Consider the following 23,351-nt stretch of genomic DNA (forward strand, 5'->3'; position numbering starts at 1 on the left):
ATCACGGTAACTGATGCAATCTGATGGGATTGCTGATGGCGTGCGGAGCTGTGCCAACATCCATTGACGATCGAGGCTTGCCAGCGGCCGAAAAAGGGAATGCTCTAGAGGCGTCCGGTCGGCGCGGGCAGGAAGATGCGACACTTGAGGACCGCATCGCGCCTGATGTGGAGGTGGTTTTCAACATGGGAGGAAATCGATGCTTTCGAGGCTGAGACTGTTCGTGCTTGGCTTGATCGCGGCAATCGCCATTCCGGCGATGGCCGAGGCCAAGACCTTCTACTGGATTTCGCATGGCGGGCCGGCCGATCCGGTCTGGACCTACTTCCTGGCCGGTGCCAAGCAATGGGCGACCGACACCGGCAACAAGGTGAACACCTCGTTCCACAATGGCGACGTTGCCTCGCAGCAGGAGGCTGTTCGCGCCGCCATCTCGGCCAAGGCCGACGGCATCGTCACCACCAGCCCCGATCCGGGCAGCCTCGTCGAGATCGTCAAGGAGGCCCGCGCGGCCAACATTCCGATCATCAACTTCAACACGCCCGACCCGAAGGCCAACTTCAACGCCTATGTCGGCGGCGACAACGTCACCTTCGGCAAGCACTGGGCGCAGTATCTGGTCGACAAGGGCCTGGTGAAGAAGGGCGACTTCGTATGGATGCCGGTGGAGGTGCCCGGCGCCACCTATGGCGTGCAGGAAGAGGAAGGCATCAAGAGCGTGTTCGAGCCGCTCGGCATCACCTATGAGGTGACCGAGGCGACGCTCGACCAGGCCGAAGTGATCAACCGCATGGTCGACTATCTCACCGCCCACAAGGGCAAGGTGAAGGCGATCATCGGCCTCGGCGACCTCGTCACAGGCTCGGTCAAGCGCGTCTTCGACCAAGTCGGCGTCAAGCCGGGCGAGATCCCCGTTGTCGGCTGGGGCAACTCGCTCGACACCACCCAGGAAGTGCTGAACGGCTATGTCAACGCCGCGCAGTGGCAGGACCCGCAGGCGACCAGCTACATCGCACTTTCGATGGCGGCGATGGCGTCTGCCGGCATTCCTCCGGGCTTCAACGTCATCACCGGCGCGCTCTATGAAAAGGATACTGCCGGCGTTTATGACAAGATCCTGTCCGGCAAGTAATTGCTGACATTAACGGTCGCGGCTTTCGGGCCGCGATCGCTTCCTGGACCGTCGAGTCCTGACTGATCGCAGCGGGCTCGCCAATCATTCACATCGCGGGCCCAATGGAAAACCGTTCCTTCATCCAAAGTTTCATCGCGCGGCCGGAATTCGGGCCGTTGGTGCTGCTGATCGTCGAACTCGTCATCTTCTGGGGCATCAATCCGGATTTCCTGTCGCCGCAGAACATCTCGAACATCCTCGCCTTCACCGTCGAGCTTGGGCTGATCGCGCTGGCGATGACCTTGCTGATGACGTCGGGCGAATTCGACCTGTCGGTCGGCTCGTTGTTCGGCTTCTCGCCGGTGCTGATGTGGACGCTGTTCAACGGCGGGGTCACCTCGCTGGAGATGGGCTTAGCCATCGCGCTGGTGGTCGCGGCCTTGATCGGGCTTGTCAATGGCTGGTTCGTCACGCAGCTCAAGATCCCGTCCTTCCTGGTCACGCTCGGGATGCTGCTCGTCGTGCGCGGCACCGCGCTTTTCGTCACCGACGGCTTTCCGCAGCGCACCTGGAGCGCCGAAGGCAGCTGGCTTGCGGACATCCTGGTCGGCGACTTCTACATCGGCCCGTTCCGCATCTATGCCTCGCTGTTTTGGTTCATCGGCGCCGCGATCGCGCTCGGTTACGTGCTGACGCAAAGCCGCACCGGCAACTGGATCCAGGCGGCCGGCGGCAATCCCAACGCGGCGCGCGCCCGCGGCGTCAATGTCAGCCGGGTCAAGATCGGCCTGTTCATCCTGTCGGCGGTGATGGCCTCGCTCGCCGGCGTGATCTCGTCGCTGCGCACCTCGGCCGCCAATCCGAACAGCGGCACCGGCTACGAGCTCGAGGTCATCGCCATGGTGGTCATCGGCGGCACGGCGCTGACCGGCGGCCGCGGCACCATTATCGGCACGGTGCTCGGCATCCTGATCCTGCGCGTCATGCGCAACGGCATCGTGCTGATCGGCGTTCCGGGACTTGCCTACAACATCTTCATTGGCGCGATCATCCTCGGGATGATGGCGCTGCACTCATGGCTCGAACGCCGGCACCAGGCAGGGACTTGAAGACGATGGCCGAGCCTCTGATCCGCATGACGAACATCCGCAAGTCCTATGGGCGCGTACAGGCGCTGGTGGACGCCAGCTTCCACGTCAACGAAAAGGAGATCGTCGGCCTGCTCGGCGACAACGGCGCCGGCAAATCGACGCTGATCAAGGTGCTGTCGGGCGCGGTGCCGCTGACCAGCGGCGACATTTTCGTGCGCGGCAAGAAGGTGAATTTCCGCAGCACCAGCGACGCGATCGCTGAAGGCATCGAGACGATCTATCAGGACTCCGCGCTTGTCACGCAGCTGTCGATCGCCCGCAACCTGTTCCTGGGGCGCGAGCCGATCAAACCGCCGCGTTTCCTCAACCGCATGGACCAGGAGGCGATGAACACGGTGGCACGCGACCTGCTCAAGCAGGTCGGCATCTCCAAAAACATCCCGCCGACGACGCCGATCGGCTCACTATCAGGCGGCGAGCGGCAAGCAGTGGCGATCGCGCGCGCCATGCATTTCGACAGCGACCTCATCATCCTCGACGAGCCGACCAACAATCTCGGCGTCGCCGAGACGCAAGGGGTGTTGAGCTTCGTGCGCGGCGCCCGCGATTCCGGCCACTCCTGCATCTTCATCGCCCACAACATCCACCACGTGTTCCAGGTCGTCGACCGCATCGTGGTGATGCGCCGCGGCAAGGTGGTGGCCGATGATATCGATCCGAAGAAGACCACCGTAGCGGACGTCGAACGCGTCATCACCGGCATGTCGGACAAGGAGATCCGCGATGCGATTTCCGACGGCCCGCAGCCGCATGGCTGATTTGGCCTGACCTTGATTTTTAACTGGGGCTCGATCCTATCCCATGACCGGACCCATGAAAGCGACCGTAGCCGACATCGCCAGAAGCTGCGCCCTGTCGACCGCGACGGTCGACCGAGTGCTCAACAACAGGCCGGGCGCAAGCGCGGCCAACCGGCAGCGCGTCTTGGAGGCGGCAAAGCAGCTCGGCTATCTGCCGACGCTCGATCAAGTCGTGCTGCCGTCGAAGCCGGCGCATCTCGAATTCTTCCTGCCGATCGGCAGCAACGCCTTCATGGCCGACCTTGCCCATCATATCGAGGACTTTGCAGGGCGCCTGCCGCTGGTCGCCTCCTGCCGCATCCACAACCTCGCCGGCATATCGCCGGGCGCGCTGCAAGGCGCGATCGAGAACCTCTCGCTCAAGGCCAATGGCGTCGGCGTCATCGCCGTCGACCATCCACGCACGCGCAACATTTTGCGCGAGCTGGTCGAGGCCGGCATCCGGCTGGTCACGCTGGTTTCCGATGTGCCGGCGGCCCCTCGCTCGGCGTATGTCGGCATCGACAACCGGGTTGCCGGACGCACGGCGGCGCTGCTGATGGGCCGCTTCCTTGGCGGCCGGATCGGGCACCTCGCGATGGTCGTTGGCTCGCGCTCCTACCGCGGCCACGAGGAGCGCGAGATGGGTTTCCGCTCGGTGCTCGCAGAAGAGTTCCCCAATCTCACCGTCTCCAGCGCCGTCGAGATCAACGACGAGCCCGACGCCAGCTACAGCGCGACCATGAAGGCCTTGCACAACGAACCGGAACTGCTCGGCATCTACTGCGTCGGCGCCGGACGCTCCGGCGTGGCCAAGGCGTTGCTCGAGGCCAAGCCGCGCAGAAAGCCCGTCTTCATCTGCCATGACCTGACCAGGGAAACGCGCCGCTACCTCGTCGACGATCTCGCCGACGTGGTCATCGACCAGAACGCCCGGCTGATTGCCGAGCAAGCAGTGATCCGCCTGCTCGGCTCGATCGCCTCGTCGGCGCCGTACCTGACCAAGAAATTCATCGAGCCCCGGCTGATCATGAAGGAAAACGTGCCGGTGCAGTAGGCGCGAATGGCATCATGCCGTCGCCTCACTGATTTGTCAGACGATTGATCCGGCAAATCTGCACACCAGCTATGCACGTTTCGCAGTTGCCGAATGGTTGGGCAAATCGTAATCATTGCGGCGTCGGATGTCTTCCTCCTCCCAGACACCGGCGCTGAATGCGGTGCTCCTCCTCCCGCGCCGTATTCGAAATCGAAGCCCGCTGCCTCCTCCTCCCGGCAGCGGGCTTTTTCTTTGCCTGCACTTAGGCGGAGCGCCCCTCACCCGGATATTGCCGAGTCGAATTGCCTTGCAATTCGAGCAATCCGAACTCTCCTGGGGAGAGAGGAGACGGGTCAGCGCCGGCGCTAGCCTGGCCGCGAAGCGGCCGCATCAGGGGAAGCCGCCTTCAGCGTGCCCGGAACGAGGCGATCAGGCTCTCGGCCATGCGCACGAACTGCGCGCTCGGGCCCTCGGCGCCAACGCTCTGCATCGAGACGCGCGCGCCTTCGAGCAACAGCGACAGCGTATCGGCGAGCAACTCGGCCTGGCCGATGCCGGCATCGCGGCAGAGCGCAACCAGCTTCTCGCGCTGGGCTTCCTTCAGTTCCTTGATGACGCGCCGTGCCGGGTGATTGGTCTCGGTGAGCTCGACGGCGGCATTGGCCATGTCGCAGCCGCGACTGTCGGCGCTGAGCAGCTCTGAAGCCTTGCGGACCCAGGCATGCAACTGCGCGAGCTTGTCGCCGGGATGCTCGGCCTCGAACTCGTCCCATATCCTTGAAGCCTTCGCCGCCGTGGCGCGCAGGCATTCGATGATCAGATCGTCCTTGGATTCGAAGTGACGATAGAGCGTCATCTTGTTGGTGCCGGCAGCCTCCGTGATGGCGTCGACGCCGACGCCCTTGATCCCGTGCTTGTGGAACATGTCCTGCGCCGTTTCCAGGATGCGATCCCGGGGGCGGGAACGTTCCGCAACGCCGTCAGGCATCATGCTCTCCTTTCGTCGTTTCCAAAAAAACCAAGGTCACCTCTTGACTAGGGTGTTACCGGTCTGTAACTTTCAGATGTTACTTACTGGTAACACCTATATCACTCCCCGTCAAACGACAAGGCCCACCGATAGCCCTGCCAGAGTGAGATAGGACAGAAAACCTGCCTGTCATGCGGCTTCGGCCGGTGAAAACGAGAAAAAAGCGGTCCGTGATCATCCGATGCGGGCCGCAGCAAGGAGCCGCTCCTATGCAAAAGCGCAAAGACCTGACGATCGACGAAGCCATCCGGGATCCGATGATCCGGCTGGTGATGAAGGCTGATGGGGTCGATCCCAACGCCTTCGAACGGATGCTGCGCTCGCGCGCCGCGGAACAGGCGCCGGACGATGTCCTGCCATCCTTTTTGGAGGATTCCGGCTCCGTCCGGGCCCGGCGCCTGCGCCATTTTGCAAAACCGTTCGGCGAGGCATCCGCGTCATGGTGAACTTCTTCATCCACCGCCCGATCTTCGCATCGGCGATCGCCATCATCATGGTGCTCGCCGGTGCGATCGCCTATTTCCTGCTGCCGGTCTCGCAGTTCCCTGACATCACGCCCCCGCAGGTCGTGGTCAGCGCCCATTATCCAGGCGCCAGCGCGCAGGTGGTGGCCGATACGGTCACCACGCCGCTGGAGCAGCAGATCAACGGCGTGCAAGGCATGACCTATATGTCGTCGACGAGCTCGAATGACGGCTCCTCGACCATCACCATCACATTCGACGTCGGCTATCCGCTGAGCACCGCGGCCGTCGACGTCCAGAACCGCGTCTCGCAGGCCGCATCCTCCCTGCCGGCCATCGTCAACCAGGGCGGCGTCACGATCAAGAAGCAGAACCCGAACTTCGTTCTGATCGTCGACCTCACCTCGCCCGACGGCTCGGTCGATCCGGTGGCGCTGAGCAACCTCGCCTATCTCCAGGTCGTCGATCCGCTGAAGCGGCTGCCTGGCGTCGGCGACGTGCAGATCTTCGGTGAACGGCGCTATTCGATGCGCGTCTGGCTCGATCCGGACAAACTGGCCAATCTCGGCATCACCGCCGTCGATGTGCAGAACGCCATTTCCGAGCAGAACGTGCAGGTGGCGGCGGGCAAGATCGGCCAATCGCCGGCGCCGGCCGGCACCGCCTTCGAGATGCAGGTCAATGCGGTCGGCCGTTTGAGCGACCCGAAGGAATTCGGCGACATCGTCGTGCGCGCCAACTCGCAGAACGGCTCGCTCGTGCGTCTGCGCGACGTCGCCCGCATCGAGCTCGGCGCGCTGCAATATTCGTCATCGGCCTTCTTCGGCAAGGACCCGACCGTGGTGCTCGCCGTCTACCAGATGCCCGGCTCCAACGCGCTTGACCTGCAGCAGCGGGTCAAGGACAAGATGCAGGAATTGTCGGCGCGCTTCCCGAAGGGCGTCCACTACGCCATGCACTACGATACGACGCGCTTCGTCTCGGCCTCGATGCATGACGTGCTGATCACGCTCGGCGAAGCGCTGGTGCTGGTGGTGGCTGTCGTCTTTATCTTCCTGCAGAGCTGGCGCACCACCATCATCCCGACCATCGCCATCCCGGTGTCGTTGATCGCGACGCTGGCGGTGATGTACATGCTGGGCTTCTCGCTCAATATGCTCTCGCTGCTCGGCATGGTGCTGGCGATCGGCCTTGTCGTCGACGACGCCATCGTCGTGGTCGAGAACGTCGAGCGACAGCTGGAGGCCGGCCTCAAGCCGCTCGCCGCGACGCGCGCGGCGATGGCCGAAGTGACTGGCCCAATCATCGCCACCACCGCGGTGCTGATGGCGGTGTTCATCCCGGTCGCCTTCATTCCCGGCGTTTCGGGACGGCTCTACAACCAGTTCGCGCTTACCGTTGCGATCTCGGTCGGCATCTCCGCCTTCAACTCGCTGACGCTGAGCCCGGCGCTGAGCGCCGCGTTCCTGCGCCATCGCGGCGAAACGCAGTTCGTGCTGTTCCGCTGGTTCAATGCCGGCTTCGACTGGCTGTCGCATGCCTACGCGCATGGCGTGCGCATTCTGATCCGGCTGCGCTGGGCCATGCTCGGCCTGTTCGCGGCGGGCTTGGTCGCCACCTATTTCGTCTGGCAGAAGCTGCCCTCGACCTTCCTTCCGGTGGAGGACCAGGGTTATTTCTTCGTCGTCATCCAGTTGCCGGACGGCGCTTCGCTGGAGCGCACCGACGCGGTGGCGCAGAAGGCGCGCGACATCCTGCAGAACACGCCCGGCGTCGACATCGTCGGCTCGATCAGCGGCCTGAACTTCCTCACCAGCGCCGCGCAATCGAACTCGGCGGTGGAGTTCGCCATCCTGAAGCCGTGGGACGAACGCGGGCCCGACCAGAACGCATCGAAGCTGGTCGCCGAGGTGCGCAACAAGTTGCTGCAGATACCGGAGGCGTTTGCGCTCTCATTCGATCCACCCTCGATCCCGGGCCTCGGCACGACCGGCGGCTTCGAATTCCAGGTGGAAGACCTTTCGGGCCGCGGCAGCGCCGCGCTCAACGAGGTCACGCAGGCGCTGATCGCGGAAGCACGCAAGCAGCCGGAGCTCAATCCGCAGCAGCTGTTCTCGTCCTTCTCGACCTCGACGCCGCAGTTCAACTACGACCTCGACCGCAGCAAGGCGAAGCTGCTCGGCCTCAACCTGCCCGACGTGTTCAACACGCTGCAGATCTATCTCGGCTCCCTCTACGTCAACGACTTCAACCTTTTCGGCCGCACGTTCCGGGTGACGATCCAGGCCGACAAGGACGCGCGCGGAAACGCGAACGACATCTCGCGCCTCTACGTTCGCAATGCGTCCGGCGGGATGGTGCCGCTGAGCACACTGGGCAAGCTGGTGCCGATCGTCGGTCCCGAGACCGTGCCGCATTACAACAACAATGCATCCGCCCTCATCAACGGCGGCGCGGCGCCAGGCTTCTCGTCCGGACAAGCGGTCGCGGCGATGGAGCGGGCGGCGGCAAACGTGCTGCCGCGGGACTTCGGCTATGAATGGACCGGCATCACCTATCAGGAGCTCCAGGCCGGATCGATCGCCTCGATCGTGTTCGGCCTGGCGATCGTGTTCGTCTTCCTGATCCTGGCGGCGCAGTATGAAAGCTGGGCGATGCCCTTCATGGTGCTGCTCGCCGTGCCGCTCGCCTTGTTCGGCGCCTTCGTCGTGCTCTTGCTGCGCGGCATGCAGATCGACGTCTACTCGCAGATCGGTTTCGTCATGCTGATCGGCCTGGCGGCGAAGAACGCGATCCTGATCGTCGAGTTCGCCCGACGGCGCCGCGAGGAAGGCCTGACCATCGTCGAGGCGGCGATGGAAGCCGCGCGGCTGAGGCTGCGGCCGATCCTGATGACGGCCTTCGCCTTCATCCTCGGCGTGCTGCCGCTGATGTTCGCGACCGGCGCGGGCGCCGCCAGCCGGCAGTCGATCGGCACCACCGTCTTCGGCGGCATGGTGGCGGCGACGATCCTGTCGCTGGTCTTCGTGCCGGTCTTCTACGCGGTGATCGAGAAGCTGCGCGAGCGCGGCGGCGAGAGCGAACCTGCCGCGGGGCCTCAACATGCCCCGCACCAACAAGAGATTGAACCGACCGCCGAGCCCGTCCGGCTCGCCCAGGCGGCCGAATAGGATTGGAGACCAACATGCGTAAATGGAAAATCGCTTTGGGAACGGCGGTCGCGCTGGGCGCAATCTCGGTGGCAAGCGTGCACCTGCTCGACATGGGCAATCTCAGCCTCAGCGCCAGCACTGCGGGCGCGGCACCTGCGCCCAAGGCGTTCGTCATGCCGGTCCCGGTGGTCAACGTCGTCAAGAAGACGCTGCCGATCTATCTCGACTACGCCGCGCGCGTCGAGCCGATCCGCAACATCACCCTGCAGGCGCGCGTGCCGGGCTATCTGCAGGAGCAGACGGCGCAGGACGGCAGCGACGTCAGGCAGGGCGACCTGCTTTACCGGATCGCGCCCGAGGACTACCAGGCAGCGCTCGACCAGGCGAAGGCGCAGGTGCAGCGCGACGCGGCAGCGCTCGAATACGCGCGGTCCAACCTCGGCCGTGGCACCGACCTTGCCAAGGCCGGGTACCTCGCCAAGGACAGCTTCGACCAGCGCACCAGCAACTTGCGCACGGCCGAAGCCGCCCTTGCGGTCGACCAGGCGGCGGTGCGGACGGCCGAGCTCAATCTCGGCTATGCCGAGATCAAGGCACCGTTCTCCGGACGGATCGGCCGCAACCAAGCCTCGGTCGGCACCCTGGTGAGCGTCGCCGGCACGGTTCTCAACACGCTGGTGCAGCTCGACCCGATCTACGTCACCTTCAATCCGAGCGAGACCGACCTCGTCCAGATCGAGCAGGCGAAGGCCAACGGTCCGATTGCGGTCGACGTGCTGTTGCCCGGCGAGACCGAGCCCAGCCAGAAGGGCCAGCTCACCTTCATCGACAACACGATCGATCATTCGACCGGCACGATCACGGCGCGGGCGACGATCGGCAACGCCAAGTTCGCGCTGCTGCCCGGGCAGTATGTGCGCGTGCGGCTGCATGTGAAGGAGCAGCCCAATACGCTGATGGTGCCGCAGGTGGCGCTGGGTTCCAGCCAGCTCGGCAAATACCTGTACGTCCTCGGCAAAGACAACACTGTAGACCAGAAGCTGGTGTCGCTCGGCCCGACCGACGGCGATCTGATTTCCGTCACCTCAGGCATCTCCGAGACCGACCAGGTGATCACCGGCAATTTGCAGAAGATCGGACCCGGAATGCCGGTTTCTCCCTTGCCGCAAACGAAACCGGCCAGCTGATAATCCCATCAGTCCCGGTCCGACGGCGCCCTCGACACCCACATCGAGGGCGCCGTTTTGTTTGCGCGCCTGCAACCGGGAAAAAATCGATAGCCACCCTCTTGTTGGATTGTCGACAATCTGCTTGTCTTGCAGTCGGTTCATCCCGGAGTGGCCCACATGTCAAAGCTGGATTTCAGTCCGATCGCGGATACGACGCGCAGGGCCGAGATCGTCGCGCTGCTCAGGCGCGCCATTCTGACCGGCCAGCTGGAGCCTGGGCAGAAGCTCAACGAACTCCGCATTTCCGAGCAGATGCGGGTAAGCCGCGCGCCGCTGCGCGAGGCGATGCGCGAGCTGGTGCAGGAAGGCATCCTGACCAGCATTCCCTATGCCGGAACCTTCGTTGTCGACGTCGCCGCCAAGGACATCGTCGACGCCTATTCCCTCAACAAGGTGCTCGACGACTTTGCCATCCAGCTCGCCTGGCCGCAGCGCGACCAGCGCTTCTTCGACGAGCTCGACCGCCGCCACGAAGCGGTGAAGCAGGCGACGCGGGCGCTCGACACCACGCGCCAGATCGAGACGGCGCTGCAGCTGCACGGGCTGGTCTATGAGTGGGCCGACAATTCGGTGCTGCTCGAAACCTGGCAGCGGCTGACCAGCCGGCTGCAAATGTATTTCGCCCTGCACCAGCGTGCGCGGAACGAGCCGGTACCGGCCGAGGACCTGCACGAAACCTATGTGGCGCTGCTCAAGGGCACGGACATGCGCGCTGCCCAGCGCCATGCCCGCGAGCATATCGACAACGATTTCGAAGCGCTTCTTGCCTATGCGCGCAGCCTCGAAAAGCGCGCATCGAAGGGCGCCTGACAAACCCGCGGACAAACGGACACCAACGTGAAGATCAAGAGCATAAAAGCCTACCATGTCGTGCAGCCCTTCGTGGACGGACCCTACCGCATGTCCAAGGGCCGGGTCGCCGACTGTTTCGATGCGGTAATCGTCGCCATCACTTCCGACACAGGGGTGACCGGCTGGGGCGAGATGGCGCCGCTCGGCAATTTCTATTCTGCCGCGTTTCCGGCGGGAACGCGCGCGGGCGTGCCGGAGATCGCGCCGCATCTCATCGGCCATGACCCACGCGGGCTGGCCGGCATCGTCAGGTTGATGGACACGGTGTTCAAGGGCCATCCCTACGTCAAAGCCGCGCTTGATATGGCTTGCTGGGATCTCGCTGCTCGCGCGGCCGACGTGCCGTTGGTAGCGATGCTCGGCGGCCGCGAGAGCGAGACGGCGGAACTTTACCGGGTCGTGACCCACGGCACGGTCGACCAGATGGCGGCACTTGCCAAGCGCATCGTTGCCGAAGGCTACCATCGGCTGCAGGTCAAGGTCGGCGGCAATGTCGGTGACGACATCGAGCGCGTGAGCGCCGTCGCATCAGCCGTGCCGAAGGGCACGGTGATCTTCTGCGACGCCAATGCCGGCTGGACGCCCTACCAGGCGCGCCAGTTCGCCGATGCCACGCGCGGCATCGACTATACTTTCGAACAGCCCTGCACGACGATCGAGGAGAACATGTCGGTGCGCCGCATGCTCGACAAGCCGATGGTGCTCGACGAATCCGTCACCTCGCTGGGCGAGATGCTGGAAATCCATCGCCGTGGCGCCGCCGATGGGCTGACGCTGAAGATCTCGCGCCTCGGCGGCGTGACCCAGACGCGGCTGATCCGCGACGTCGCCGTCGATCTCGGTTTCATGATCACCGTCGAAGACACCGGCGGCGCGGAGATCGACACCGCCGCGATGGCGCATCTGTCGCTGTCGACGCCGGAAGAGCGCCGTCTGCATGCCATCGCCTTCCACGAATGGGTGACGGTGCGCACCGCCTCCAACAAGCCGCCGGTCGCGGGCAGCCGTATGGGCATTCCCGACGGCGCCGGGCTCGGCATCGACGTGGTGCCGGACCTGCTCGGCAAGCCGTTCTTCAAGATCGGCTGAGATGAAGATCGGGAGCAGCGCCGCAACGCCGATCGCGCTAGCAGGCTTTTCGCTGAGCTGAACTGGGAGATCGCCAAAAGGAAAGGAGACCGGCAAATATCGAATCGAGGCGGCCACGATTTCGATCGGGGCTGCACGCCCGAGCTAGGCATGCATCAAGAAAATCTGACTTTTCCGCTTCAAGGAGCGGATGGACCGGACCAAACTGCATGTTACAGTTCGTTCGACTGAATTCTTGACGATGGCCGGGACCGGAGAACTCCACGGAACGTCGTCAACCGGAATGCACTCGCCAACCACAAGAACTGGGGAAGGGTTTAGACCCATGAGCAAGAACTACCGCGTCCTCGATCTCATCCGGCGCAACCGCACGCCGCTTGAAAATCACCTCATCGACGGCCTCATCGACGGCCGCGTCAGCCGCCGCGATTTCGTGCGCCACGGCAGCCTGCTCGGCCTGTCGCTGCCGCTTCTCGGCCGCATCGGCATGGCCGCCGGCTTCGGCGCCGCGCCCTCGCTTGCCCGCGCCCAGGGCGCGCCGGGCGCCACCATCCGCGTCGGCAGCAGCGTGCCGGCCGCCGCGATCGACCCGGTCACCATCGCCGACGCCGGCGGCCTGCTCGTCATGCAGCAGGTCGCCGAATTCCTCTGCGTCGACGGCCCCGATCTGGTGCTCAAGCCGGCACTGGCCGAAAGCTGGAAGCCGAATGCCGATGGCTCGGTGTGGACGTTCACGCTGCGCAAGGGCGTCAAGTTCCACTCAGGCGGCGAGATGAAGGCCGAGGACGTGGTGGCCAGCATCGACCGGCTTGCCGATCCCGCCAACTCCTCCAACGCGCTGTCGGTGTTCAGCGGCATCCTCTCGAAGGGCGCCAGCAAGAAGGTCGACGAATACACGGTGGAATTCCATCTCGACGCGCCGAACGGCAACTTCCCCTATATGCTGTCGTCCGACAACTACAACGCCGTCATCATCCCGGCGAGCTACAAGGGCGATTACGAAAAGAGCTTCGACGGCACCGGGCCGTTCAAGCTGGAGAAGTACACGCCCAAAGTCGGCGCCTCCTTCGTTCGCAATGAGAACTACTGGGGCGAAAAGGCCCTGCCGGAGCGCACCGAATTCACCTTCTTCACCGATATCCAGCCTCAGATCCTGGCGCTGCAGGGCGGCCAGATCGACATCATCAATCAGATGCCGGTGCTGGCGGGCGTCGCCGTCCTCAACGATCCGAACGTGAACGTCATCAGCCTGAAATCGTCGGCGCATCAGCAACTGCATCTGCGCTGCGACGACGGTCCGATGAAGGACCCGCGGGTACGCCGCGCCATCGCGCTCAGCATCGATCGCAAGAAGTTGGTCGCCGGCCTGATGAAAGGGCGCGCCCAGGAGGGCAATGACAGCCCGTTCGCCGGGGTCTATCCGTCGACGGACACCAGCGTGCCGCAGCGCGAGCAGGACATCGCGCAGGCCAAGCAGCTGATGGAGGCGGCCGGCGCCGGCAAGGGGTTCAAAATAACGCTGACCACCGAGCGCTATCTGGAAATCCCCGAGTACGCGCAGCTGATCCAGAACTGGGTCAAGGAGATCGGCATCGAGCTCGAGCTCAACATCCTCGACCAGAGCGCCTATTACGGCGATGCGGTGTTCGGCAAATCGAACTGGCTGGATTCGGTGATGGGCATCACCGACTACGGCCACCGCGGCGTGCCGAACGTCTATCTCGCCGCGCCATTGAAGAGCGAGGGCACCTGGAATGCCGCGCATTTCAAGAACAAGGACTATGACCAGCTGGCGACCAGCTATATCGCGGCCCTCGACCTCGAGGCGCAGAAGGCTGTAGCCGGCAAGATCCAGAAGCTGCTGCTCGAGGAAACGCCGGTGATCTTCGGCTATTTCTACGACTACCTGACTGCGACGGCGAAAGGCGTGGCGGGCGTACAGCCCACCGCCATGTCACAGCTGTTCCTCGAAAAGGCTTCGAAAGCCTGACGCGAGGGAGCAAGCTTATCCCTGACATCCGGCTCTCGACGGAGAGCCGGCTCCAATAGGAGTATTCGCCATCCTCGGCTTCCTCATCCGGCGCCTGGCTCTGTCGCTCGTGACGCTGTTCCTGCTCAGCGTCATGGTGTTCCTGGGCGGCCAGGTGCTGCCCGGCAATGTCGGGCGCGCGATATTGGGGCCGTTTGCCGACCAGCGCGCCGTCGACGCGCTCAATCACTCGCTCGGCGTCGACCGGCCGCTGCTCGTCCAGTACGGAAGCTGGATCTGGAACTTCCTTCATGGCGACATGGGCACGTCCTACATTTTCCGCGCGCCGGTGGCGCCCTTCGTCATCGACGCTTTGGGCAATTCGATGAAGCTGGCGCTCGTCGCCTTCGTGCTGGTGGTGCCGATCGGCATCCTCGGCGGTGTCATCGCTGCGCTCAACCTCAACCGGCCGCTCGACCGCATCATCAGCCTCGGCGGACTGTCTGTGACGGTGCTGCCCGAGTTCGTCACCGGCATCATCCTGATCTTGATCTTCGGCGTCTGGCTGCGCTGGCTGCCGATCGCGGCGGCCTGGCCGAAGGGTGCCGGCGTCTTCACCCAGCTCTATTATCTCATCCTGCCGTCGCTGCCGCTGTTTCTGGTGCTGTTCGGCTATATCGCTCGCATGGCGCGGTCGGGGATGATCGAGGCGCTCGATTCCGACTATACGCGCACCGCGGTGCTTAAAGGTCTGCCGTGGCGCACGGTGATCTGGCGGCATGTGCTGCGCAACGCGCTATTGCCGACCATCACCGTCATCGCAACCCAGACCGGCTACCTCATCGGCGGCCTTGTCGTGATCGAGACGCTGTTCCGCTACCAAGGCATCGGCTCGCTGATCTTCACCGCCGCGCGCGGCAAGGATTTTCCGATGCTCGAGGCCGGCATCCTCACCATCGGCATCGTCTATGCGGTGGCCACATTGATCGCCGATTTCCTCTATTCGGTGCTCAATCCGCGCATCCGGCTGCGAGCGGAGCAATGAGCGCGACAGACACACCCGCTAACCTGCCAACGCCGGACGCCGCGACACAGCGCAGCCCCTGGGGCGAGGTGCTGCATTCGCTCTTGCGATCGGGAACCTTCCTCACCGGGCTCGGCATCGTCCTGCTCTGGATCGTCTGCGCGCTGTTCGGCGAGCATTTCGTCCCCTACGATCCGCTTGCCGACGACATCATCAACGCGCTGGCGCCACCGTCGGCCGAGCACTGGTTCGGCACCGACCAGATCGGCCGCGATGTCTTCTCGCGGGTCATCGTCGGCTCGCGCGATATCCTGACGGTGGCACCTTTGGCCACGATTCTGGCGACCATTGCCGGCACCGCGCTCGGGCTCGTCATCGGCTATTTCCGCGGCATCGTCGACGATATCGTCAGCCGTATCCTCGAAGCCTTCATGGCGATCCCGGTGGTGATCATCGCACTGCTCGCCATCGTCGCGCTCGGCACCTCCAAGATCACCGTGATCGTCGTCATCGGCTTGAGCTTCGCACCGATCATCGCCCGCACGGTGCGCTCGGCGGTGCTGGCCGAACGCGAGCTCGATTATGTCGCGGCGGCAAAACTTCGCCACGAAGGCGCGCTGCACACGATGTTCGTCGAGATCCTGCCCAACGTGATCCCGCCGATCCTGGTCGAGACGACGGTGCGTCTGGGCTATGCGATCTTCGCCGTCGCCACGCTTTCCTTCATGGGCTTCGGCATCCAGCCGCCCTCGCCCGACTGGGGACTCTCGATCTCCAGCAATTACGGCATGATCGGCGGCGGGTTCTGGTGGACGGTGCTGTTCGACGCGCTGGCGATCGCCTCGCTGGTGATCGGGGTCAACCTGGTGGCCGACGGCGTCCATGGAGCGTTCAATGACTGACAGGGACGCGCTCGAGCTCAACGATCTCTCGGTCGCCTATCGCGTCGGGCGCCGCAACCGGGCGGTGCTGCGCAATGTCAGCTTCAAGATCGGCCGCGGCGAGGCCTATGGGCTGGTCGGCGAATCCGGCTGCGGAAAGTCGACCGCGGCGCTGTCCGTGGTCCGCTACCTGCCGCGCAACGGCTCGATCACCGGCGGCTCGATCGCGCTCGACGGCCAGGATGTGATGAAGCTCGATGCCGAGGCGCTCAGACGCGCCCGCGCGGAAAGTGTCTCCATGGTCTATCAGGATCCCGGCAAGGCGCTGAATCCATCACTGCGCATCGGCCGCCAGCTCACCGAGATCTTCGAGCTTGCCGGCATGTCGGGACAGGCGGCGAGCGACAAGGCGATCGCGATGCTCAATCTTGTGCGCATCTCGGATCCGGCCAGTGTCATGCAGCGCTACCCTCACCAGCTTTCCGGCGGCATGCAGCAGCGCGTGGCGATCGCCATGGCCTTGGCCAACGACCCCTCGATGCTGATCCTCGACGAGCCGACGACGGGTCTCGACGCGACGGTCGAAGCCGAAGTGCTCGACCTCATCGCGCAACTGCGCCGCGAGCTTTCGGCCTCAATCCTGTTCATCAGCCACAACCTCGCCGTGGTCTCCAACATGTGCGACCGGGTCGGCGTGCTCTATGCCGGCATGCTGGTCGAGGAAGGCTCGACGAAGGACGTCTTCAACGATCCGCGCCATCCCTACACGGTCGCTTTGCTGCGCTGCCTGCCGCGCGGCGGCCAGCGCAAGGACCAGGGCCGGCTCGACACGATCCCCGGCTTCCTGCCCGGCATCGGCGCCACGATCGTCGGCTGTGCCTTCGCCGACCGCTGCGCGCTGGCGACCGAGCGCTGCCGCACCGAGCCGCCGCCGCTCTATGAGCTTGGAGGCGGCCGGCTGTCGCGCTGCCACTATCACGACAAGGCGCAGTCGCTGCCGCGCGCGACACCCGCCGAGATTGCCGCCGTCGCGCCGAAGCACGCACCGCCCGTGCTGCAGGTCGAGGGGCTGAACAAGACCTATGCCAGCCATGGTCGTGCATTGAGGGCGGTGAAGGACGTTTCAGTCAGCCTCCGGCCCGGCGAGGCGCTCGGGTTGGTCGGCGAGTCCGGCAGCGGCAAGACCACCTTCGCGAGGCTGCTGCTCGGCCTCGTGCCGCCGGACGAGGGCGGCAGCATCGAACTGGAGGGCAAGCAGTTGGCGCCGCGGCTTGCCAGCCGCTCGGAGGACCAGGTCAAGGCGGTGCAGATCGTCTTCCAGAATCCGGATTCGGCGCTCAACCGTTCGCATTCGATCCGGCATATCCTCAGCCGCGCTTTGAAGCGGTTGGGCGGGCTCACCGGCAAGTCGCTGGAAGCGCGCCTCGAAGAGCTCGTCCGCTCGGTGCGGCTCACCGACCGGCATCTCGCCGTCAAGCCGCGGCAGCTTTCGGGCGGTCTGAAGCAGCGCGTGGCGATCGCCCGCGCCTTCGCCGGCGATCCGCGCATCGTCGTCTGCGACGAGCCGACCTCGGCGCTCGACGTGTCGGTGCAGGCGGCGATCCTCAACCTCTTGGCCGACCTGCAGTCGAAGCAGGATGTGAGCTACATTTTCATCTCGCACGACCTCGGCGTGGTGCGCTATCTGTCCGACAAGATCGCGGTGCTCTATCTCGGCCGCATCATGGAGTTCGGACCGTCGGAAGCGGTGTTTTCCGGCCCGCATCACCCTTACACGGAAGCTCTGTTGTCGGCCGTTCCGAAACTCGACCGGACGGAAAGCTCGCGCATCCGCCTCGACGGCGAAATCCCGAGCGCGGCCAACCCACCCACGGGTTGCGTTTTCCACACGAGATGCCCGCGCAAGATCGGCGCGATCTGCGAGACGCAGGAGCCGGAACTAAGCGAGGCCGAGCCCGGGCACACAATCCGCTGCCATATTCCTTTCGCGGAGTTGGCAAGGCTGCAGAAGCCGAAGGCCGTGGAGCCGGCATAGTCGCCGCCAGCAAACGACAACGCCTGCTGGATTCGCTGCGCCGATGGCTGGCGCAAGGGCGGCAAGCGCGCTGACACCGGCGCGGCCCTCCGTCAGCGACGTCCACGGCGTCCGCCGGGCGGCAAACCTCGTTTCGCCGCATAGGGGTCCCTCGCGCCTCGATCCTGCCGGATCTCCCCCCCGCCCCGCATCGTCTCGGAGTCTCGTTTTAGCTCATTCCTAAGACGACCGCCGAAATGGCGGTTGAAATATTTTTCAAACGGTCATAGGAATGTTCAAAGAGTGATCGCGGCGCGGGCGGCGCCAAGGACCGGAGGAAGCGACATGTCCCATCCGCAATTCGCAGCGGAACTCCTGCAGCGCGCTGAGAAACAAGGACCGATCACCATCGGTCTCGCCGGCGCCGGACAGATGGGAACAGATATCGTCGTTCAGGTCGCACTCATGCCGGGCATGCGCATCGGCGCCATTTCGGAGGTCAGGCCGCAGGCGGCGATCGATGCGGCGCTGCTGGCCGGCCATGATCGTTCCGATATTGTGCAGGCGCCCAATGCCCCGGCCATTGATCGCGCCATCGAGGGCGGCAAGATCGCGGTCACCGAGGACCTGCATGCGCTCGCCGCCGCCGGCCGCATCGACGTGATCATCGACGCAACCGGAAATCCCAATGTCGGCACGCTGTTTGCGCTCGAGGTGATGAAGAACGGCAAGCATATCGTCATGCTAAATGTCGAGGCCGACATCACGATCGGCCGATTTCTGAAGGAAGAGGCGCGCAAGGCCGGCGTCGTCTACACAGGTGCGGCGGGCGACGAGCCTGCCTGCACGCTGGAGATCATCGGCTTCGCCAGAAGCCTCGGCTTCAACATCGTTGCCGCCGGCAAGGGCAAGAACAATCCGCTGAAGTTCGACGCCGTGCCGGCCGACTACGAGAAGGAGGCGGCCGAGCGCAACATGAATGCGCGCATGCTGGTCGAGTTCGTCGACGGCTCGAAGACGGCAATCGAGATGGTGGCGATCGCCAACGCGACGGGACTGGTGCCCGACGTGCCAGGCATGCACGGCCCTACCGCGACGCTAGAAGAACTCGCCAGCGTGCTCTGCCCGCGCGAGGATGGCGGCGTGCTTCATCGCAAGGGCGTTGTCGACTATTCGATCGGCAAGGGCGTCGCGCCCGGGGTGTTCTGCATCATCGAAACCAAGCATCCGCGCGTGCTGGAGCGAATGATCGACCTCAAGGTCGGCAGGGGCCCCTATTTCACGATCTTCCGGCCCTATCACCTCACCAGCCTGGAAGTGCCGCTGTCGGCGGCGCGCGCCGTGGTCTACAAGCGCGCCGACATGGAACCGCTCGACCATCCCGTGGCCGAGGCGGTGGCGGTGGCCAAGACCAGTCTCGGCACCGGCCAGTCGCTCGGCATGATCGGCGAGAACGACTACCGCGGCTTCGCCATGACTTGGGAGGACGCGCGCGCCAAGGGCGCGCTGCCGCTCGGGCTTGCCGAACGCGCCAAGGTGGTGAAGCCGGTCAAGGCCGGCGACTTCCTGACCTATGAAAACTGTGTACCCGACGATTCGATGGTGATAACCCAGATCCGCCGTCGTCTCGACCAGTCGGACGGACGGTTCGTAACCAACGCGGCCTAAAGCGCGTCGCGCGGAAACGGATCCAGGCGACGCGCTTTAGGTCCTTGTTTTTATGCATCTCGTTTTCGCAAAACCGCTGCACACTTTTGCGCGACATGCTCTAACCCTCCGGATCCCAGCCTGATGGACGATGTGGTAATCGGGATCGACGCCTCGACAACCGCCGTGAAGGCGATTGCTTTCGCGCGCGACGGCTCGGAGCTTTTCCAGGCACGCGAGACCTATCCGCTTTCCAATCCGGCGCCCGGCCATTTCGAGCAGGACGCCGAGCATTGGTGGGCGGCGCTGCTGTCGGCGCTGCAACAAGTCGCCAAGGCGATCGATGCCTCACGCGTTAAAGCCATCGCAATCGCGCACCAGCGCGAGAGCTTCACGCTGATCGACAACGCCGGCAAGCCGCTCATTCCCGCCATATTGTGGCTCGACGAACGCGCCCGCCGCCAGGTGGCGCGGCTTTCGGAAGAACTCGGCCGCGAGGCGATCCGCGACTGGAGCGGCAAGCCGCCGGACCCGACGCCGGCGCTCTACGCTTTGGCCTGGCTGATGGAGCACCGGCCGCAGGCGCTGGCGGAAGCGGCCGCGGTGGTCGACGTGCACGCGTTCTTCGTCCACCGGCTCACCGGGCGACTGGTCACCAGCACGGCGAGCGCCGATCCGCTCGGCCTGCTGGACATCGCGCATGGCGTCTGGCACCCGAGGCTGGTCGAGGCGGCGGGACTGCGGCCGGAGCAACTGCCGGAGCTCGCAGCCCCTGGCGCGGTCTGCGGCACGTTGTCGGAAAGCGTCGCGGCGGCGATCGGCCTGAAGGCCGGCACGCCGGTTATTGCGGGCGCCGGAGACGGCCAGGCGATGGGCCTCGGCATGGGAGTCTACGGGCCCGGCAAAAGCTATCTGTCGTTGGGCTCAGGCGTCGTCAGCGGAAATTATTCCGGTACGGTGACAACGTCGGATGCATTCCGCACGCTGGTTTCGCCGACCGGCTCCGGCTTCATGCTGGAGACGGTGCTGCGTTCCGGCATGCAGTTGGTCGACTGGATCGTGCGCACTACCGGCGCGCCTTCGGCCGCGGTGCTGGAAAAGGCTGCAAAGGAAGTCGCGCCAGGCAGCGACGGATTGCTCGTCATGCCCTATTGGGCCGGCGTCATGAGCCCTTACTGGGACGGCTCGGCGCGCGGCGCCATCGTCGGCCTGTCGCTCGATCACGAGCCAAAGCATCTCTTCCGCGCGGTGCTGGAGGGCATAGCGCTGGAGCAGGCGATCGCCACCGAGGCGATGGAGGAACAGACCGGCAAGGCCGACGCGATGATCGCGGCCGGCGGCGGCACCAATTGCGCACTGCTGATGGAAATCATGGCGAGCGTGCTCGAGCGCCCGCTCTTCGTCTCGCCGGTCAACGAAGCAGCGGCGCTGGGAGCCGCCATGCTCGCGGCCTCGGCAATCGGCTGGTTCGCGTCACCGGAAGAAGCGGCAAAGGCGATGGCGGCACGGCCGGCACGCCAGGTCGATCCTGTCGAGGCGCTTGTTCCGACCTACCGCGCACGCAAAGAAGTCTATCGTGATCTCTATCACGCGACACGCGATATCCACACGCGGCTCGGCGCGATTACCGGAACTACCGGCTAAGCAGCCCCTTGGCCGCGTCTTCGTCGGTGATCAGCACCGAGACCTTCGTATTCGCAAGTGCGGCGCGCATGACGGCGATCTTCTCCCGCCCGCCCGACACCAGGATGGTGGTCGGAATGTCGGAGAGATCCTGCAGCGGGTAGGCGCAGACGCGGCGGTTGACCTCATGGTCAACGATGCGGCCCTCGGCATCGATGAAGTGGCAGAGGATATCGCCGACCGCGCCCGCCGCCTGCAATTCCTCCAATTCGCTGGGCTTGATGAAACCGTAATTGGCGATCGGGCTGTCGTTGGAAAAGGAGCCGACGCTGAGCACGGCGATGTTGGCGCGCCGCGCCCTAAAGACCACATCCTGGACGCTGCGCTGGCTCATGAAGGCATCGCGCTGCTCCGGCCTGTCGGCATAGACGGGCACGGGCAGCAGATAGCATTCTGCGCCGATCTTCTCAGCGAATTCCCAGGCGCTCTCGGTCGGATTGAGCGGCTGCGCATGGGTGAGGCCGCCAAGCATCGAGACCACCGTGGTCCTGGCGATCGGCCGCCTGGGCAATTCGTTGATGGCGAATTTCAGCGTCCTGCCCCAACCCAGTGCGATAACGTCGCCCGCATTGACGTTGTCGGCGAGATAGGCGGCGGCGGCATGGCCGATCATCAGCGGCGCGTTGCTCCTGTCGGCAGCCGACGGCACGACCACCGCCTGGCTGAGGCCGAAGCGCTGCTTCAGGCGTTCCTCCAGCTGCACGCATTCGACGACGCTGTCGCGAATGCGGAACTGGACGACGCCCTCCTCGCGCGCGGCCGACAGAATCCGGTGCACCTTGATACGGCCGACGCCGAGGATCTCCGAGATCCGCTCCTGCGTCAGCCCTTCGACATAATAGTGCCAGGCGGCTCGGGCCTTGAGCTCGGCATCCGGAAAACGCGAGACCTTGTCGTTCTCGATCACCGCCATGCTTTATGCCTCCGTATGCGCTCGACTTCCCTATGGCAAACTGTCGGTTCACGCAAACTGCCGCCGAATGGCTGCGCGGCACTTGACAATTTTCTGATGAACGTTTTAGCTGAACAAAATTGCAGATCAAAGATAAATTGTTCACAAGGGAGGATGCCTGGTGAACAAGAGCGGAAGGCAAGGCACGCCTAACCGCTGACGGAGGAGACGAAGTGGCCGTGAGCAACGAGACGAGCGAGTTGAAGGCTGGCACCGGCGCCGCGCAGGCCGCTTCCGGTACGAAGCTTTCGGCGCTGTTTGCCGGAACGATGGGACCGCTGATCGGGCTGGTGCTGCTGTGCCTGGCCCTGGCGCTGACCACCGACACCTTCCTGACGGTACGCAATATCCTCAACGTGCTCGACCAGGTGACCGTCCTCGGCATCATGGCGATTGGCATGACGCTGGTCATCCTGATCGGCGGCATCGACCTTTCCGTTGGCTCGGTGCTGGCGCTGGCCTCGATGGTGATGGGCTATGTCGCCTATCCCGACTATCTCAATCTCGGCGTCCCGGCGGGCATCGCCGCGGCGCTCGTCGTCGCCGCCCTCTGCGGCCTGGTGTCGGGCCTGCTGGTGACGGTGACGAAACTGCCGCCCTTCATCGCGACGCTTGCCATGATGTCGGTGGCGCGCGGCCTCGCCAACATGATCACCGACGGCTCGCAGATCGTCGGCTTTCCCGACTGGTTCACCAACCTCTCGATCGTGCGCCACTTCGGCTTCCTGTCGGTCACCGTCGGGCTGATGATCGTGCTGGCGATCGTCTTCGCGATCTTCCTCAATTACCGCGCCACCGGCCGCAGCCTCTACGCGATCGGCGGCAGCGCCGAGGTTGCCCGCCTCTCCGGCATTCCGGTGAAGTCGCTGACCAACTGGGTCTACGCAATCTGCGCACTGCTGGCGGGACTGGCCGGCATCGTGCTCGCGGCCCGGCTCGATTCCGTGCAGCCGAGCTCGGGCGTCGGCTACGAGCTCGACACGATCGCCGCGGTGGTGATCGGCGGCGCCAGCCTTTCCGGCGGCATCGGCTCGATCGGCGGCACGGCGATCGGCGTCCTCATCATCGGCGTGCTGCGCAACGGCCTCAACCTGCTCGGCGTGTCACCCTTCATCCAGCAGGTGGTGATCGGCGTGGTGATCGCGCTGGCCGTTGCCACCGATACCTGGCGGCGGCGCCGCCAATAGGAATTCGCCCGGATGTCCGGGCGGAACGGATCGGTCGATCCGAGACTGGGACTGTCCGGCCGAGGGCGCCGCGATGCGCAGGCGGACAGATTGAA

General features: G+C 64.5%; 18 protein-coding genes. 16 read left to right on the forward strand and 2 right to left on the reverse strand.

Translation table 11 applies throughout. The annotated features are described in order from the left end of the window. Positions 1-199 precede the first annotated feature (199 nt). The 4 genes from CK222_RS15535 (at position 200) to CK222_RS15550 (ending at position 4,101) form a co-directional block, all read left to right on the forward strand. A complete protein-coding gene (locus CK222_RS15535) occupies positions 200-1,132 on the forward strand; it encodes a substrate-binding domain-containing protein (protein ID WP_066988900.1) in 933 nt (310 codons plus the stop codon). 104 nt (positions 1,133-1,236) lie between these two features. Then, the gene (locus CK222_RS15540) at positions 1,237-2,223 is read left to right on the forward strand and encodes an ABC transporter permease (RefSeq protein ID WP_095776237.1); all 987 of its coding nucleotides are present in this window, start codon (positions 1,237-1,239) and stop codon (positions 2,221-2,223) included. 5 nt (positions 2,224-2,228) lie between these two features. Next, positions 2,229-3,023, forward strand: a complete 795-nt coding sequence (locus tag CK222_RS15545) for an ATP-binding cassette domain-containing protein (RefSeq protein WP_095801117.1) — start codon at positions 2,229-2,231, stop codon at positions 3,021-3,023. Between the two features lie 55 nt (positions 3,024-3,078). Next, positions 3,079-4,101 (forward strand): LacI family DNA-binding transcriptional regulator, encoded by a 1,023-nt coding sequence (locus CK222_RS15550; protein WP_095800936.1) that lies wholly within the window; start codon positions 3,079-3,081, stop codon positions 4,099-4,101. A 388-nt stretch (positions 4,102-4,489) separates the two neighbouring features. Here CK222_RS15550 and CK222_RS15560 read toward each other — a convergent pair whose 3' ends face one another. Beyond that, positions 4,490-5,071 (reverse strand): TetR/AcrR family transcriptional regulator, encoded by a 582-nt coding sequence (locus CK222_RS15560; protein ID WP_095801118.1) that lies wholly within the window; start codon positions 5,069-5,071, stop codon positions 4,490-4,492. Between the two features lie 173 nt (positions 5,072-5,244). Here CK222_RS15560 and CK222_RS15565 point away from each other — a divergent pair, with 173 nt between their 5' ends. The 11 genes from CK222_RS15565 (at position 5,245) to CK222_RS15615 (ending at position 21,078) form a co-directional block, all read left to right on the forward strand. After that, positions 5,245-5,559, forward strand: a complete 315-nt coding sequence (locus CK222_RS15565; RefSeq protein ID WP_245322299.1) for a hypothetical protein — start codon at positions 5,245-5,247, stop codon at positions 5,557-5,559. Then, positions 5,553-8,747: a multidrug efflux RND transporter permease subunit gene (locus tag CK222_RS15570; RefSeq protein WP_095800938.1), complete on the forward strand. Its 3,195-nt coding sequence runs from the start codon at positions 5,553-5,555 to the stop codon at positions 8,745-8,747. The genes CK222_RS15565 and CK222_RS15570 overlap by 7 nt, the downstream gene beginning before the upstream one ends. Positions 8,748-8,761: 14 nt before the next feature. After that, a complete protein-coding gene (locus tag CK222_RS15575; protein ID WP_095801119.1) occupies positions 8,762-9,916 on the forward strand; it encodes an efflux RND transporter periplasmic adaptor subunit in 1,155 nt (384 codons plus the stop codon). Positions 9,917-10,075: 159 nt separating this feature from the next. Beyond that, positions 10,076-10,768, forward strand: coding sequence for a GntR family transcriptional regulator (locus CK222_RS15580; protein WP_095800939.1), 693 nt, complete (start codon positions 10,076-10,078; stop codon positions 10,766-10,768). A 27-nt stretch (positions 10,769-10,795) separates the two neighbouring features. Next, positions 10,796-11,899 (forward strand): mandelate racemase/muconate lactonizing enzyme family protein, encoded by a 1,104-nt coding sequence (locus tag CK222_RS15585; protein ID WP_095800940.1) that lies wholly within the window; start codon positions 10,796-10,798, stop codon positions 11,897-11,899. A gap of 325 nt (positions 11,900-12,224) precedes the next feature. Beyond that, a complete protein-coding gene (locus CK222_RS15590; RefSeq protein ID WP_095800941.1) occupies positions 12,225-13,889 on the forward strand; it encodes an ABC transporter substrate-binding protein in 1,665 nt (554 codons plus the stop codon). An 85-nt stretch (positions 13,890-13,974) separates the two neighbouring features. Beyond that, on the forward strand, positions 13,975-14,913 hold the full coding sequence (locus CK222_RS15595) for an ABC transporter permease (RefSeq protein WP_280951768.1): 939 nt from the start codon (positions 13,975-13,977) through the stop codon (positions 14,911-14,913). Beyond that, positions 14,910-15,794 carry an ABC transporter permease gene (locus CK222_RS15600; protein WP_067327775.1) on the forward strand — a complete coding sequence of 295 codons (885 nt, stop codon included), beginning with the start codon at positions 14,910-14,912 and terminating at the stop codon, positions 15,792-15,794. Before CK222_RS15595 ends, CK222_RS15600 begins: the two co-directional genes overlap by 4 nt. Further along, on the forward strand, positions 15,787-17,808 hold the full coding sequence (locus CK222_RS15605; protein WP_245433048.1) for an ABC transporter ATP-binding protein: 2,022 nt from the start codon (positions 15,787-15,789) through the stop codon (positions 17,806-17,808). The genes CK222_RS15600 and CK222_RS15605 overlap by 8 nt, the downstream gene beginning before the upstream one ends. A gap of 324 nt (positions 17,809-18,132) precedes the next feature. Beyond that, the gene (locus CK222_RS15610) at positions 18,133-19,455 is read left to right on the forward strand and encodes a homoserine dehydrogenase (RefSeq protein ID WP_095800944.1); all 1,323 of its coding nucleotides are present in this window, start codon (positions 18,133-18,135) and stop codon (positions 19,453-19,455) included. Positions 19,456-19,578: 123 nt separating this feature from the next. Next, positions 19,579-21,078 carry an FGGY family carbohydrate kinase gene (locus CK222_RS15615; RefSeq protein ID WP_095800945.1) on the forward strand — a complete coding sequence of 500 codons (1,500 nt, stop codon included), beginning with the start codon at positions 19,579-19,581 and terminating at the stop codon, positions 21,076-21,078. On the opposite strand, the gene CK222_RS15620 is transcribed toward CK222_RS15615, so the two are convergent. Next, positions 21,068-22,030 carry a sugar-binding transcriptional regulator gene (locus CK222_RS15620; RefSeq protein ID WP_095800946.1) on the reverse strand — a complete coding sequence of 321 codons (963 nt, stop codon included), beginning with the start codon at positions 22,028-22,030 and terminating at the stop codon, positions 21,068-21,070. The genes CK222_RS15615 and CK222_RS15620 overlap by 11 nt on opposite strands. Positions 22,031-22,323: 293 nt before the next feature. Here CK222_RS15620 and CK222_RS15625 point away from each other — a divergent pair, with 293 nt between their 5' ends. Then, positions 22,324-23,256 carry an ABC transporter permease gene (locus tag CK222_RS15625; protein ID WP_245433061.1) on the forward strand — a complete coding sequence of 311 codons (933 nt, stop codon included), beginning with the start codon at positions 22,324-22,326 and terminating at the stop codon, positions 23,254-23,256. Positions 23,257-23,351: the final 95 nt, after the last annotated feature.

Origin of the sequence: Mesorhizobium sp. WSM3866, from assembly GCF_002294795.1 — a bacterium.
Lineage (GTDB): Bacteria > Pseudomonadota > Alphaproteobacteria > Rhizobiales > Rhizobiaceae > Mesorhizobium.

Bases quoted from the DNA above. Each gene is read 5' to 3' on its own strand.
- CK222_RS15600 (WP_067327775.1), top strand. From the start codon at position 14,910: ATGAGCGCGACAGACACACCCGCTAACCTGCCAACGCCGGACGCCGCG.
- CK222_RS15620 (WP_095800946.1), bottom strand. From the start codon at position 22,030: ATGGCGGTGATCGAGAACGACAAGGTCTCGCGTTTTCCGGATGCCGAG.
- CK222_RS15540 (WP_095776237.1), top strand. From the start codon at position 1,237: ATGGAAAACCGTTCCTTCATCCAAAGTTTCATCGCGCGGCCGGAATTC.
- CK222_RS15590 (WP_095800941.1), top strand. From the start codon at position 12,225: ATGAGCAAGAACTACCGCGTCCTCGATCTCATCCGGCGCAACCGCACG.
- CK222_RS15560 (WP_095801118.1), bottom strand. From the start codon at position 5,071: ATGCCTGACGGCGTTGCGGAACGTTCCCGCCCCCGGGATCGCATCCTG.
- CK222_RS15615 (WP_095800945.1), top strand. From the start codon at position 19,579: ATGGACGATGTGGTAATCGGGATCGACGCCTCGACAACCGCCGTGAAG.
- CK222_RS15535 (WP_066988900.1), top strand. From the start codon at position 200: ATGCTTTCGAGGCTGAGACTGTTCGTGCTTGGCTTGATCGCGGCAATC.
- CK222_RS15580 (WP_095800939.1), top strand. From the start codon at position 10,076: ATGTCAAAGCTGGATTTCAGTCCGATCGCGGATACGACGCGCAGGGCC.
- CK222_RS15565 (WP_245322299.1), top strand. From the start codon at position 5,245: ATGCGGCTTCGGCCGGTGAAAACGAGAAAAAAGCGGTCCGTGATCATC.
- CK222_RS15545 (WP_095801117.1), top strand. From the start codon at position 2,229: ATGGCCGAGCCTCTGATCCGCATGACGAACATCCGCAAGTCCTATGGG.
- CK222_RS15550 (WP_095800936.1), top strand. From the start codon at position 3,079: ATGAAAGCGACCGTAGCCGACATCGCCAGAAGCTGCGCCCTGTCGACC.
- CK222_RS15610 (WP_095800944.1), top strand. From the start codon at position 18,133: ATGTCCCATCCGCAATTCGCAGCGGAACTCCTGCAGCGCGCTGAGAAA.
- CK222_RS15570 (WP_095800938.1), top strand. From the start codon at position 5,553: ATGGTGAACTTCTTCATCCACCGCCCGATCTTCGCATCGGCGATCGCC.
- CK222_RS15605 (WP_245433048.1), top strand. From the start codon at position 15,787: ATGACTGACAGGGACGCGCTCGAGCTCAACGATCTCTCGGTCGCCTAT.
- CK222_RS15575 (WP_095801119.1), top strand. From the start codon at position 8,762: ATGCGTAAATGGAAAATCGCTTTGGGAACGGCGGTCGCGCTGGGCGCA.